The organism is Embleya sp. L77 (assembly GCF_055557415.1).
In genome coordinates this window covers 2,352,617-2,365,517 of sequence record NZ_CM145710.1, presented here as the reverse complement: position 1 = coordinate 2,365,517, position 12,901 = coordinate 2,352,617, and the positions used below count along the sequence as shown (strand labels likewise).

The following is a 12,901-nucleotide window of genomic DNA, read 5'->3' as shown; positions in this document are numbered from 1 at the left end:
GACCGTGTTCGGCGCCGGATCGGCATCCGGCTCACGCGTCGGCGACGGTCACCGGCAGCGCCGCGAGGTACGCCTGCGCGTTGCGGCGGGTCTCGGCCACGTTGTCCCCGCCGAACTTCTCCAGCACCGCGTCCGCGAACACCAGCGCGACCATCGCCTCGGCGACCACGCCGGTCGCGGGCACCGAGCACACGTCGCTGCGCTGCGCGATCGCCTTGGCCGGATCGCCGGTGCGCACGTCGAACGTGGCCAGTGCCCGGGACAGGGTGGAGATCGGTTTCATCGCGGCGCGTACCCGCAGCAGTTCGCCGGAGGTCATCCCGCCCTCGATGCCGCCCGCGCGACCGGTCTCGCGGCGCACCCGGGCGGGGCCGGGCCGGCCGGGGGCGACCGGGGTGATCTCGTCGTGGGCGACCGAGCCGCGCCGGGTCGCGGTGGTGAAGCCGTCGCCGACCTCGACCCCCTTGATCGCCTGGATGCCCATCAGCGCGGCGGCCAGGCGGGCGTCCAGGCGCCGATCCCAGTGCACGTGGCTGCCCAGACCCGGCGGCAGCCCGTAGACCACCACCTCGACCACGCCGCCCAGCGTGTCGGCGTCCTTGTGCGCGGCCTCGATCTCGGCGTTCATCGCGGCGGCGGTGTCCGGGTCCACGCAGCGCACCGGGTCGGCGTCGATCGCGTCCGCGCTGCCGGGTTCGGGCACCAGCGACTCGGGCAGCGCGACCGCGCCGATCCGCACCACGTGGCTGAGGATCTCCACGCCCAGCGTCTGGGCCAGGAACGCGCGCGCGACCTCGCCGATGGCCACCCGCGCCGCCGTCTCCCGCGCGCTGGCCCGCTCCAGTACCGGGCGGATGTCGTCGAAGCCGTACTTCTGCATGCCCGCGAGGTCGGCGTGCCCGGGCCTGGGTCGGGTCAGCGCGGCGCCGCGCCCGCGGTCCGGGAGCCGACCCGGCTCGTCGTAGCGACGGCCGTCGGCGTCGGTGGGGTCGGGGGCCATCACCTCGGCCCACTTGGCCCACTCGGTGTTGGCCACCCGCAATGCGACCGGGCCGCCCTGGGTGAGCCCGTGTCGGACCCCGCCGTTGAACTCGACCTCGTCGCGCTCGAAGCGCATCCGCGCACCGCGACCGTTGCCCAGCCGACGCCGGGCCAGCGCCCGGGCCAGATCGCCGGAGGAGATCTCCACCCCGGCGGGCAACCCCTCCAGAACGGCAGTGAGCGCAGGACCATGCGATTCACCTGCGGTGAGCCAACGCAACATGGGAGTCCTTCTTTCGGGGACACGGACGGAACGGACGGACGGACGGGCGGGCGGGCGAGCGGGGCGGACGGTGCGGGACGGCCGAGTCGAGCGGGCCGGGCGGCGTGAGCGAGGGGGCCGGGACGAAGGGGCCGACGGCGAGACGGGCGAGGGGGGCAATGCGAGCGGGAAGGGCGGGCGAGGGGACGGCGGGAACGGTTGGCACGGCCGAGTCGAGCGGACCGGGTGACCCGAGCGGGGCCGGGACGAAGGCGGGGGGACGGGACGGGCGCGCGGGCGGGGACGGGCGAGGCGACGGCGGGAACGGTTGGCATGGCCGAGTCGAGCGGGCCGGGCGGGCCGTGCGAGCGGGGCCGAGACGAAGGCGGGGGGACGGGACGGGCGCGCGGGCGGGGACGGGCGAGGCGACGGCGGGAACGGTTGGCACGGCCGAGTCGAGCGGGCCGGGCGGGCCGTGCGAGCGGGGCCGGGACGAAGGCGGGGGGACGGGACGGGCGCGCGGGCGGGGACGGGCGAGGCGACGGCGGGAACGGTTGGCACGGCCGAGTCGAGCGGGCCGGGACGAAGGCTGCGGGCGGGGCGGGACGGGCGCGTATGGGTGCGGCGGGCGGGACGGGGAATCGTGCTGGGCGGGCGGGACGGATGGGGAGGAGCGACGGGAGGGGCGGACGGGTCGCGACGGGCGGGCAGGTGGGGCCGGAGTGCGGGACGGGTGGTGGTGGGCTGGGGGTTGGGGGCGAGTGGGCGCGTCGGGGTGGGTGGCGGGTTACGTGACCAGTAGGGCGATGCCGACTGTCGTGCCGATCAGCACGACCAGGGCGCGTAGGACCGGTGCGGGCACTCGGCGGCCGAGCACCGCGCCCAGGCGGCCGCCCGCCACCGAGCCGAGGGCAAGCAACAGCACCGGGAGCCAGGCCACTTCGGCGGTGATCGCGAACAGCACCGCGGCGACCAGGTTGACCAGTGCCTGGAGCAGGTTCTTCAGCCCGTTGAGCAGGTTCAGTCCTCGTCGAGCACGATGGCGAGCAGCGCGAGCAGGAGCACGCCCTGAGCGGCGCCGAAGTACCCGCCGTACACGCTGACCGTGAACACCGCCCCGAGCAGCACCGGACCGACACCGCTCGCGCGGTCGGCCTCGGCCTGCCGCTCGCGACGCACGGCCGGCCGGTGCGCCGGGGCGACGGCGACGCCGGGCTCCGGACCCGCCTGTTGCTCGCCATGTGTGCCCAGTCGGTGCGGCCGGCCGACGCCTGCACCGGGCGCCGCGCTCGCCTGCCGTTCCCGACGCACACCAAGCCGGACTGCCGGGCCGACGCCGGCGCCGGGCTCCGCGCTCGCCTGTCGGTCGCGGTGTGGGTGCGCCGGGACGGCGGCGGTGCCGGGCTCCGGACCCGCCTGCTGCTCACTGGGGTCGGGGTTCGGGGATGCGTGGCTGTCGCGGCACACCCGCAGATGGTGGGACGGGGGAATGGGGGCGCCGGGCTCCGCGCTCGCCTGTCGGTCGCGGTGTGGGTGCGCCGGGACGGCGGCGGCGGTGTCGGGCTCCGGGCCCGGCTGCTGCTCATTGGGGTCGGGGTTCGGGGATGCGTGGCTGTCGCGGCACACCCGCAGATGGTGGGGCGGGGGGATGGGGGTGCCGGGCTCCGGACTCGTCTGGTGCTCGTGGTGGGGGTGCGGTGGGGGGTCGTTGGGGTCGGGGTTCGGGGGTCTGTGGCTGTCGCGACGCACGCGCGGCTGGATGGAGGTGTCGCGGTCGGCCTCCGCCTGCCGGTCGCGACGCGTGGCCAGGCGACGTGACAACCACGGTTGGCCGGCCATCAGGAGTGCGGCGAGGAGGATCAGGGCCGGGACGGCCGCGCGGAAGGCGCCCGGGGGGAGGGTGAGCAGGAGGAGGCCGCCGGTTGTGCCGCCCAGCACGGCGGCGATCGACAGGGGGAGCAACCGGGCGGACTGGGCGGCGAGTTCGAGGCGGTAGCCGAGTGCGCCGGTGATCGAGCCGGGGGTGAGTCCGATCGTGTTGGACACATTGGCCACCACCGGGGGGTAGCCCAGTGCCAGCAGGACGGGGAACGTCAGCAACGAGCCGGAACCCACCACGGTGTTGACCGTGCCCGCGCCGAGGCCCGCCACGAGCACGAGCAGGGCCTCGGCGGGGCTCATGCCGTACTGCCGGGCAGCAGCGTGACCTTGCCGAATGCGGCACCGCTCGCCAACCGGCGGTGTGCCCGGGCGGCATCCGCGAGCGGATAGGTCGTGTCCGGGACCGGGATCAGGGCGCGAGCGAGGCAGAAGTCGACCATCGCGGCGAAGTCCGCCGCCCCGCACGAGCCGGCGCCCAGCAGGGTGATCCCGGTGTGGAAGGCATGCGGCAGGTCGAAGGTCGCCGCGGTGCCGGTGGTGTCGCCGCAGAAGACCAATCGGCCGCGCGGCCGCAGCGCATGCAGCGACGCCTGGAACAGCGCCGGGCCGACGTGGTCGAGCACCAGATCGACGCCGGCCCCGCCGGTCGCCGCCCGGGCCTGGGTGACCAGGTCCGAGGTGCCGGTGTCGATCAGCACGTCGGCGCCCGTCTCGGCCATCCGGTCCAGTTTGGCCCGCGAGCCGGAGGTGACCAGCACGCGCGCGCCCAGCGCCCGGGCCAGTTGCACCGCCGCGATGCTGATCCCGCTGCCCGCGCCGTGCACCATCAGCGTCTCGCCGGCCCGCAGGCCGCCGCGCACGACCAGGCCCTGCCAGGCCATGCCGTACGCGGTGGGCAGGCTCGCCGCGGCCACGTGGTCCAGCCCGGCCGGGATCGGGTGGGTGCGATCGGCGGGTACCACCGTCAACTCGGCGTAGCCGCCGGGCCGATTGCCGCCGACCACGCGCAGCGCCGCACACCATGCGTCCTCGCCCGACCGGCATGCCGCGCAACTCCCGCAGTGCAGCGCCGGATTGACCAACACTCGCTGGCCGACCCGGCGTTCGTGCACGCCCGGGCCCACCGCCAGCACGTCACCCGCGATGTCCATGCCGGGTACGTGCGGGAGGGTGAAGTGCGGCAGCAGGCCGGGACCGCGCCGCTGCAACAGGTCGAGCCGGTTCACCGCGGCGGCGCGGACCGCGATCAGCACCTCGCCCGGCCCCGGTTCGGGATCGGGCAGGGACACCCGCTCCAGGATCTCCGGGCCGCCGTGGCCCCGGTGCAGGACGGCCCTCATACGATCCCCCGGACGAACGGCGCGCCGAGAGCGGTGGGTTGGCGGTGCGTCTTGGCCAGGAACATCATCGCCAGCAGCGCCAACAGGTAGGGCGCGGCGATCAGCAGCTGCGAGTTCAGGTGTACGCCCAGCGCGGGCAGCGCCAGCCGCATCGCGTCGGCCGCGCCGAACACCAGACAACCCACCATCGTGCCGCGCAGCTTCCAGCCGCCGAAGATCACCGCGGCGATCACCACGTAGCCGCGGCCGGCGGTCATGTTCTGGTTGAACGCGCCGACTTCGCCGACCGCGAGATAGGCGCCGCCCAGTCCGGCCAGCACGCCGCACAGCAGCACGCTCTGCCGGCGCCGGCGGCGTACGTCGATCCCGGTCACGTCGGCCGATTGGGGATTCTCCCCGGCGGCGCGCAGTTCCAGGCCGAACCGGCTGCGCTGGACCAGCCACCACACCAGCGGGATCACGCCGACCAGCAGGTAGGCGGGCCAGCGATGGGCGAACAGCACCGGGCCCAGCAGCGGCAGGTCGGACAGGACGGGGATGTTCAGCGCGTCGACCTGATGCCCGGTCAGGTCGACCGAGTCCAGCAGGAAGCTGGTCAGGCCGAGCACGAGCGCGTTCAGGGCCAGCCCGACCACGTAGGTGTTGACCGACAGGCGATGGCTGAACTCGGCGTGCACGAAACCGATGACCAGTCCGGCGAGCATGCCGAAGACCAGGCCGAAGGAGGCGGATCCGGTCAACGAGGCGCCCCACACGGCGTTGAACGCACCGCCGAGCATCATCGCCTCGACCGAGATGTTGATCGTGCCGGCCCGTTCGGCGATGTACTCGCCACAGGCCGCGAAGGCCAGCGGCACGGTGAGTCGGACCGAACTGGCCAGGACCATGGCAAGGTCGTCGACCATGTCAACCTCCTGGTCTCAGGCGCCTGCGGTGCGCCGGCGGCGCACCTCGGCGTAGGCGGCGGGAAAGACCGTGGCCAGCACCAGGAGCGCGGTGACCACGGCGACGATGTAGCGCGGAACGCCGGTCGCGGACAGGAATCCGCCGCCCGCCCGCAGCGCCCCGAAGAACAGCGCGACGGGCACGGCAAGCATCGGCTTGTCCCGGGCCACCAGTGCCACCAGCAGGCCGTCGAAGCCGACGTTGTCGGCGAAGCCGTCCTGCATCCGGTGGCCGCTGCCGGTGAGCATCACCCCGCCCGCGAGGCCGGCGAACGCGCCGGAGGCGAGCAGTGCGCCGCCGCCGATCAGCACCGCGCCGACGCCGGCCCGGTGTGCGGCCTTGGGGTTGAGGCCGAGCATCCGCACCCGGAAGCCGAGCCGGCTGCGCACCAGCACCACCGAGGTGCCCACGGCGAGCGCGAGGGCGATGAAGATGCCCGCGCCGATGTTGAAGTCGGGGTATTCGCCGATCCGGGGCAGCCAGACCGACTCGGCCAGCATGTCCGTCTGCGATGTGGTGACCTGGCCGGCCACCGCCTTCTCGCGCAGCAGCGACGGCGAGTTGACCGCGTACGACACGGCCTGGTTCGCGACGAAGATCAGGAGCAGGGTGCTGATCACCACCGCGACGCCGCGCCAGTAGAAGAGCAGGGCCGCGATGGCCGCCCACAGGGCGCCGCCGACGGCGGCGCCGAGCAGGGCCAGCGTCAGGACCAGCGGACCGGGGCCCGGGGTGAACAGCGCGATCGCCGCGCCCACGGCCGCGCCGACCAGGAGTTGGCCCTCCTGGCCGATGTTGAAGATGCCGGCGCGGGCGGCGATCACCGAGCCGATCGCGACCAGGAGCAGGGGGGCGGCCTGGTCGATGCTCTGCCCGATGGCCGCGCCGTCGGCCAGGCTGCCGTCGTACATCGCGCTCGCCGCGTCCCCTGGGGATTGCCCGACCAGCGCGATGAGCAGGCCGGCCAGGACGAGTGCGGTGGACAACGACGCCGCGTACAGCAGCGGGGTGCCCAGGTCGGCGATCCGGAGCCGGCGACGCGGGCCGGCCGGCGGTGCGGCGACGGCCGGTGCGCGCTCGGATATCAGGGTCGGGGTCATGCCGCCTGGCCTCCCATCAGCAGGCCCAGTCGCTCGGTGTCGACGTCGGCGCGGTCCATCTCGCCGACGACGGCGCCCCGGTGGATGACCGCGACGCGGTGCGAGAGGGTGAGGATCTCCCCCAGTTCGGTGGACAGGAGCAGGACCGCGATGCCGGATCGGGCCGCGGCGTGCAGCCGTTCGGTCATGTACTCGATCGCGCCGATGTCCAGACCCCGGGTCGGCTGTGCGGCGACCAAAACCTTTGGCTGGGCCGCGAGTTCGCGGGCCAGCACCACCTTTTGCTGGTTGCCGCCGGACAGTTGCCGCATCGGGGTGTCCGGCGAGGGTGTGGCGATCTCGAACTCCTCGATCAACTGCCGGGCCCGCGCCGCCATTCGGCGCCGGCTGAGCAGTCCCCTGCTGGTCACCGAGCCCAGGTCCGCGAGGACCAGGTTCTCCGCGACGCTCATGTCCAGGACACAACCGGACACGTGTCGGTCCTCGGGCACGATGCCCACTCCGGCGGCGTGCATCGCGCCGGGTCGGCCGGCCGCCACCGGCGCACCGCACACCTCCACCCGGCCGGCGTTGAGCGGAAGCAGGCTGGAGAGCAGATCGCCCAGCGCCGCCTGGCCGTTGCCCTCGACACCGGCCAGGCCCAGGATCTCGCCGGCGCGCACCTCCAGGGTCAGTCCGCGCAGCAGCGGACGCCGGTCCGCGGTGCTCGCGTGCGCATCGCTGATCCGCAGCCGTACCTCGCCGGCCGGCGGCCTGGGATCCGGGGCGGGTGCAGCGGCCGGTTCGCGCACGTCCAGCAGCGCGGTGCCGCCGGTCGGCGTGCCGGTGCCGGGCTCGATCAGAGCGTCCAGTGCGCCGACCGCCGACGCGGCGGTCCATTTGGACAGTTCGCGGCCGACCATCTCCCGGGCCAGGGAGCGTACATCGGTGTCGGCGGTGGCCCGGCGGGCCACCACCCGCCCCTGGCGCATGATGGTGACCCGGTCGGTGGCGTGCACGATCTCGTCCAGCTTGTGGCTGATCAGGATCACCGCCTTGCCCTCGTCGGCGACCACCCGGCGCAGCACGGTGAACAGTTCGCGCGACTCCTCCAGGGTGAGCACCGAGGTCGGCTCGTCGAGGATGAGCACGCCGGGGTCACGGCGCAGGCACTTGACGATCTCGACGCGTTGCCGCTGCCCGGTGGACAGGTCCTCGACGCACGCGTCGGGGTCCACCTCCAGGCCGTAGCGTTCGCCGACTTCGCGCACCAGTGCCCGGGCCCGGTCCCGGTCCACCCGGCCCCGGTCGCCGAGCACCACGTTCTCCCACACGCTGAGTCGGTCCACCAGGCTGAAGTGCTGGTGCACCATGGAGATTCCGTGGGTCGCGGCGGCCGAGGGGTCGGCGATCGTGACGGGTTCGCCGCGCAGCAGGATCCGTCCGGTGTCCGGGACGACCAGGCCGAGCAGGATCTTCATCAGGGTGCTCTTGCCGGCGCCGTTCTCGCCGAGCAGGCCGTGGATCTCGCCGGCCTGCACCCGCAGCGAGACGTCCTCGCACGCCCGCACCGTGCCGAACCGCTTGCCGATGCCGAGCAGTTGCACGACGGGGACGGGGAGCACGGACGGCGCGGCCGGGTGCTCGGCTTCGGCCCGGGGTCGCGGGTCGGGTGTGGTCACGACGGTGTCACTTGCCTGCGGCGACGGCCTCATCGACCTTCACCTTCCCGCTGCCGATGTCCTGGATCAGTGCCTTGAGCTGTTGTTCCTGGTCACCGGTGGGCTTGCAGAGCTTGACCGTGGGCACCGGGTCCTTGCCCAGGTGCCATTCGCGGGCCACGCCCATCCGCAGGGTGCCCTTCTTGAAGTCCTCCAGGGCGCCGGCGAAGTAGGCGCCGGGGCTGAAGATCACCGACACCGCGTACTGCGCGCCGGGCGTCGAGCAGCGGTCGGTGCCGGGGGTGAGCGCGGGCACGCCCTTCTCGTTGGCGAGTTGGGTGACCACGTCGGTGGCGCCGCCGAGGTAGGGGTAGATCACCTTGACGCCCTGGCTGATCTGCGCCTGGGCGGCCTCCTTGGCCTTGCCGGAGTCGTTGAAGTCGCCGGTGAAGGTCTGCACCATCTCGGCGTCCGGGACGACCTTCCTGATCCCGGCCTCGAACGCCTTGGCCACGTCCCGGGCGAACTGGAGGTCGGGGCCGGTGATGTAGCCGGCCTTCTTGCCGCCGTTCTCCTTGAGGATCAGGCCGGCCGCGTAACCGGCCACGTACAGCGACTCGTTGATGTAGTCGAGGGACTGGGTGAACTCGGGGGTCTGGGTCACGCCCTGGCCGCCGCTGATGTACCAGGCGATGCCCTTGCACTGCGGTTCCTTGGCCGCGCTGAGCGCGTCCTTGAGTTCGCTGGCGCCGATCGCGATCATGTCGACCTTCTGCCGACACAGGTTGCGGGCCTGCTGGACGGCGTTGGCCGGGTTGATCTTGTCGACCACGACGAGCTTCCACCCGTTGGCGTCGGCATAGCCGTTCGCCTCGTCGACGAAGCTCTGGTAGTAGCCCTTGTCCTTGGTGTCGCCGGGGCTCATCACCCCGATGACGACCTTCTTGTCCTTGTTGACGTCGGGCTCGTTCGCGGGGAGGGTGCCGGCGCCGGGCGCACCGGCCGAGGCGGGCGCACCGGCGGAGGCGGAAGAGGAGGAGGAGCCACCGCCACAGGCGGTGACCAGCAGTCCCGGTATGATGACCGAGGCCGCGATGACTCGAACCATGTTCTTCATCGGAAGGTCTCCAGACGAATCAGGGCGCGTTGGTTCGACACGGACCGACGGATGCGCGGCAACCCGGACGGGCACGGTGGGCGTGCCGGGTTCGGGTGTGCGGTGCCGCGGCCGGGGTGGATGTCGGTCCGGCGGAGGGGCCCGTTCCGGTGCTGCCGGGGGTTCCGGCGCGGAAGCGGGTGGGGGTCGGTGCGCGGCGCCTGCGGCGCGCGCAACCGTCCGACAGTGGTGCGGAGTTGCCGAACATGCGGTCCCGCGGCGAGGCACTGCGCGAGATCGCGGGTGGTGCGATGGGTCAGCCGTTGCGGTATTCGTCGCGCGGCGGGGTGAAGATGTCCAGGATCCAGGTCTCGCCGTGCTCGGGGTCGCCGATGAACAGGCTGTCCCCGTGGTCGCAGCCCTTGGGCGCCCAGTAGACGTCGCCCGGGCCGAGCACCTGCCGCTCGTCCGAGTCGATCCGGAAGTCCAGCCTGCCCTTGAGCACCATGCCGTACTGCTCGTGCTCGGGATGGTCGTCGTAGGGGGTGGGTCCGCAGCCCTCGCGGATCCGCCACAGGGTCAGCATCATCTCGTCGCCGGTGTAGACCCGACGCCGGAATCCCGGCTTGACCTCGACGAACTCGCTGTCGTCGAAGGCCCACACGCGTTGTACGTCGCTCATGTCACGGCCGTCCTCTCCGGTTGATTCGCGCAATGGTTCCTCGGGCGGACCGACCCGCGGCCGATCCGGCGGACACGGCCCGGGGCGCGGCACTAGAACATCCGGGCGGTCATCTGCCGCTCCACCTCGCCGAGATGGTCGGCGGCGGCGCGCGCGGCGGCGTCGGGGATGCCGGCCGCGACCGCGTCGGCGATGCCGCGGTGCGAGCGGCAGGACTCGGCGATCACCTGGCGGACCGCCTCGGCGTTGCCCTCCGCGTCGAGGAGCGAGGCGAAGTCGCCGGACGCGAATACCGCGTCGAGCACCTTCGCGTACAGCTCGCGCAGCGTGGTGTTGCCACACGCGCGGGCCAGCGCCGCGTGGAAGCGGCGGTCCTGGCGGCGGAACGCCTCCAGGGTCATCTGTGGGTCGAAGCCGGCCGCGAGTTCGCCGATCTCGGCCCGCTCGTCGGGTGCGGCACGGATGGCGGCGAGGCGGGCGATGGCCACCTCGGTGACCTGGCGTACCTCGAACAGTTCCGAGACGCGCAACTTGCGGCCGTCGTCCGCGTCGAAGGACACGCCGGGCAGTCGCTCGGCGACGTAGAACCGGTTCCCGCGCTTGACCAGGCAACCGAGCGAGACGAGTCCCTGGATCGCCTCGCGCACCGAGGTGCGGGCCACCCCGAACTGCTCGCACAGGGTACGTTCCGGGGGCAGTTGGGCGCCCGGGCGCAGTTCGCCCTCGCGCACGCTCGCCAGGAGTGCGTCGCGGACCTCCTCGGAGATCGTGCGGCGCGCGACCTTGGCGAAGCGGATCCGGTCCCCCGGCGCCCGCAGGGGCACTACGCGTCCGCCAGGGACGCGAAGCGCTCGCGTTCCGCGTCCAGGTCCAGCGGCCGGATGATCGCCTCGTGTTCCTCGTCGCCCCAATACGCGGGCGGAACCAGCCACATGACCTCGAATTCGAGGCCGTCGGGGTCCTTGGCGTACAGGCTCTTGTTCGCGCCGTGGTCGCTCGCGCCGATCAACGCGCCCGCCGCCGTGAGGCGTTCGCGGGCCTCGGCCAGCGCGTCGAGCGTGGGCACCTCCCACGCGATGTGGTACATGCCCACGGTGCGCCGGCCGGCCTGGGAGTCGCCCGCCTCGGCACCGATGGTGAAGAACGCGATGTCGTGGTGGTTCTCCGAGGCCGGCGCCCGCATGAAGACGTAGCTGCCGGGCGGGCCGTCGATGACTGTGATGAAGTCCAGCACCTCGTTGTAGAACCGGGCGGTCCGGTGTGCGTCGCGCACGTACAGCACCGCGTGGTTCATCCCGGTAACGGCCACGATCGGGCCTCCTCAGGGTGTGGGTCAGGCTGTTGGTCTGACAATCAGAAGGTATGAAGCTCGGTCAGGTGTGGTCATTGGTCCCCCAGCACAACCCCACGCTTCACCCGCTGTGCACCTGGACGTTCACCGCCTTGGTACGGGTGTAGGCGTCCACGCCGGTCCGGGCGAACCCGCTGGCCCGGCGCGGCTCGCCGCGTCCGCCGTTCATGTCCGGCGCGAAATGGCAGTTCACGTTGACCTCACCGCAGTCCAGCGCGTCCGAGAAGCGGAACGCGCGCTCGATGTCGCGGGTGAACACCGTGCCGTTGAGGCCGTACCGGGTCCCGTTGGCCAGCGCGATCGCCTCGGCCTCGTCGCGGAAGGGCATCGCGGCCAGCACCGGCCCGAACACCTCCTCCTGCTCCACCTCGCAGCCGCGCCGCACCCCGCCCAGCACGGTCGGCGCGACATAGGTCGGCAGGAGTCCGTCCGCAAGGCCCGGTTCACCGACCACGGAGGCGTCGCCCGCATCCAGTGCCCGGCTCACGAAACCGCGGACCCGGTCCGCGTGCCGCTCGTTGATCAGGGGCCCGATGAAGGTGTCCGGGTGCAGCGCGTCACCCACCGGCAGCGTGGCCGCCGCCGCCGCGACCGCCTCCACCACCTGCTCGTACACCGACTCCTCGACCAGCAGCCGACTGCCCGCGACGCACACCTCGCCCATGTTCACGAACGCGGCCATCATCGCCCAGCCCACCGCCTGGTCCAGATCGGCGTCGGCGAACACCACGACCGGCGACTTGCCGCCCAGTTCCAGATGCACCGGGGTCAGGTTGCGGGCGGCGGCGGCCAGCACGTGGCGGCCGGTCTCGGTGCCGCCGGTCAGGCTGATCAGGTCGAACCGCCTGTCGGTGATCAACCGCTCGCCGACCGTCGAACCCGGCCCGAGCACGATGTTCACCACCCCCGCCGGCAGCCCGGCGGCGGTCAGGATCCGGCCCAGTTCGACCAGCGTCACCACCGCGTCCACCGGCGGCTTGGCCACGATCGAGCAGCCCGCCGCGAGCGCCGAGGCGATCCGCTGGCTGCCCGTCATCAGCGGCCCGTTCCACGGCAACAACTCGGCCACCACGCCGGCCGGCTCGCGCAGCCGCAGGGTCAGCAGGTCGGGGCCGCCGCCGGGCAGCAGGTCCGGCGGGAAGGACGAGCGCCGCACGTCGCCATGCGCCGTGCGGCAGATCGCCGCGGCGTAGGAGAAGGCGTTGGCCGCCTCGTACACGTCGTTGGTCAACGCCCCGGAGATCGCCTTGCCCGTGTCCATCGCCTCCAGCGCGGCCAGCCGGCCGGCGTCCGCGCGGATCGCCGCGGCCGCCGCCTCCAACACCTCGGCCTTGCGCGGGCCCGGCATGCGCCGCCACACCCCGGCGTCGAAGCTGGTGCGCGCGGCCGAGATCGCCGCCTCGACCTCGGCATCGCTCGCCGCCAGGTAGCAGGCGGGCTGCCCACCGGTCGAGGGGTCGAACACCGGCAGCTGCTCGCCGTCGAACGACTCGCGCCCGTCGATCAGCTGCGGGTACGGGTCCGGGCGCAGCCACTCGGCGCGGATGCGCGGCTCGCTGCTGGTGGTGTCGGACATGCGGCAACTCCCTGGACGCGGCGGACGGGCCTTCGAGCCGGATACGC

General features: G+C 73.0%; 12 protein-coding genes. All 12 read right to left on the bottom strand.

Annotation, left to right across the window (positions count from 1 at the left end; translation table 11 throughout):
* Positions 1-31 precede the first annotated feature (31 nt).
* Positions 32-1,264: a chorismate synthase gene (gene aroC, locus ACZOOI_RS40085; protein WP_465281736.1), complete on the bottom strand. Its 1,233-nt coding sequence runs from the start codon at positions 1,262-1,264 to the stop codon at positions 32-34.
* A gap of 766 nt (positions 1,265-2,030) precedes the next feature.
* Positions 2,031-2,207, bottom strand: a complete 177-nt coding sequence (locus ACZOOI_RS40080; protein WP_465281735.1) for a hypothetical protein — start codon at positions 2,205-2,207, stop codon at positions 2,031-2,033.
* Between the two features lie 56 nt (positions 2,208-2,263).
* Positions 2,264-3,424 (bottom strand): sulfite exporter TauE/SafE family protein, encoded by a 1,161-nt coding sequence (locus tag ACZOOI_RS40075; RefSeq protein ID WP_465281734.1) that lies wholly within the window; start codon positions 3,422-3,424, stop codon positions 2,264-2,266.
* Positions 3,421-4,464 carry a zinc-binding dehydrogenase gene (locus ACZOOI_RS40070; protein ID WP_465281733.1) on the bottom strand — a complete coding sequence of 348 codons (1,044 nt, stop codon included), beginning with the start codon at positions 4,462-4,464 and terminating at the stop codon, positions 3,421-3,423. The genes ACZOOI_RS40075 and ACZOOI_RS40070 overlap by 4 nt, the downstream gene beginning before the upstream one ends.
* Positions 4,461-5,369 (bottom strand): ABC transporter permease, encoded by a 909-nt coding sequence (locus ACZOOI_RS40065; protein WP_465281732.1) that lies wholly within the window; start codon positions 5,367-5,369, stop codon positions 4,461-4,463. The genes ACZOOI_RS40070 and ACZOOI_RS40065 overlap by 4 nt, the downstream gene beginning before the upstream one ends.
* Positions 5,370-5,384: 15 nt before the next feature.
* Positions 5,385-6,509 (bottom strand): ABC transporter permease, encoded by a 1,125-nt coding sequence (locus tag ACZOOI_RS40060; RefSeq protein WP_465281731.1) that lies wholly within the window; start codon positions 6,507-6,509, stop codon positions 5,385-5,387.
* Positions 6,506-8,203 carry an ABC transporter ATP-binding protein gene (locus ACZOOI_RS40055; RefSeq protein ID WP_465281730.1) on the bottom strand — a complete coding sequence of 566 codons (1,698 nt, stop codon included), beginning with the start codon at positions 8,201-8,203 and terminating at the stop codon, positions 6,506-6,508. The genes ACZOOI_RS40060 and ACZOOI_RS40055 overlap by 4 nt, the downstream gene beginning before the upstream one ends.
* Complete coding sequence (locus ACZOOI_RS40050; RefSeq protein ID WP_465281729.1) at positions 8,178-9,257, bottom strand: BMP family ABC transporter substrate-binding protein; 1,080 nt, start codon at positions 9,255-9,257, stop codon at positions 8,178-8,180. Before ACZOOI_RS40050 ends, ACZOOI_RS40055 begins: the two co-directional genes overlap by 26 nt.
* Before the next feature lie 304 nt (positions 9,258-9,561).
* Positions 9,562-9,927 (bottom strand): cupin domain-containing protein, encoded by a 366-nt coding sequence (locus ACZOOI_RS40045; protein ID WP_020553735.1) that lies wholly within the window; start codon positions 9,925-9,927, stop codon positions 9,562-9,564.
* A gap of 92 nt (positions 9,928-10,019) precedes the next feature.
* A complete protein-coding gene (locus ACZOOI_RS40040) occupies positions 10,020-10,751 on the bottom strand; it encodes a FadR/GntR family transcriptional regulator (RefSeq protein WP_391589511.1) in 732 nt (243 codons plus the stop codon).
* Positions 10,751-11,236, bottom strand: a complete 486-nt coding sequence (locus ACZOOI_RS40035) for a VOC family protein (protein WP_465281728.1) — start codon at positions 11,234-11,236, stop codon at positions 10,751-10,753. The genes ACZOOI_RS40040 and ACZOOI_RS40035 overlap by 1 nt, the downstream gene beginning before the upstream one ends.
* A 103-nt stretch (positions 11,237-11,339) precedes the next feature.
* Positions 11,340-12,854: an aldehyde dehydrogenase family protein gene (locus ACZOOI_RS40030; protein ID WP_465281727.1), complete on the bottom strand. Its 1,515-nt coding sequence runs from the start codon at positions 12,852-12,854 to the stop codon at positions 11,340-11,342.
* Positions 12,855-12,901 lie beyond the last annotated feature (47 nt).

Coding starts and splice junctions, on each gene's coding strand:
- aroC (WP_465281736.1), bottom strand. CDS start 1,264: ATGTTGCGTTGGCTCACCGCAGGTGAATCGCATGGTCCTGCGCTCACT.
- ACZOOI_RS40075 (WP_465281734.1), bottom strand. CDS start 3,424: ATGAGCCCCGCCGAGGCCCTGCTCGTGCTCGTGGCGGGCCTCGGCGCG.
- ACZOOI_RS40070 (WP_465281733.1), bottom strand. CDS start 4,464: ATGAGGGCCGTCCTGCACCGGGGCCACGGCGGCCCGGAGATCCTGGAG.
- ACZOOI_RS40065 (WP_465281732.1), bottom strand. CDS start 5,369: ATGGTCGACGACCTTGCCATGGTCCTGGCCAGTTCGGTCCGACTCACC.
- ACZOOI_RS40060 (WP_465281731.1), bottom strand. CDS start 6,509: ATGACCCCGACCCTGATATCCGAGCGCGCACCGGCCGTCGCCGCACCG.
- ACZOOI_RS40055 (WP_465281730.1), bottom strand. CDS start 8,203: ATGAGGCCGTCGCCGCAGGCAAGTGACACCGTCGTGACCACACCCGAC.
- ACZOOI_RS40050 (WP_465281729.1), bottom strand. CDS start 9,257: ATGGTTCGAGTCATCGCGGCCTCGGTCATCATACCGGGACTGCTGGTC.
- ACZOOI_RS40045 (WP_020553735.1), bottom strand. CDS start 9,927: ATGAGCGACGTACAACGCGTGTGGGCCTTCGACGACAGCGAGTTCGTC.
- ACZOOI_RS40030 (WP_465281727.1), bottom strand. CDS start 12,854: ATGTCCGACACCACCAGCAGCGAGCCGCGCATCCGCGCCGAGTGGCTG.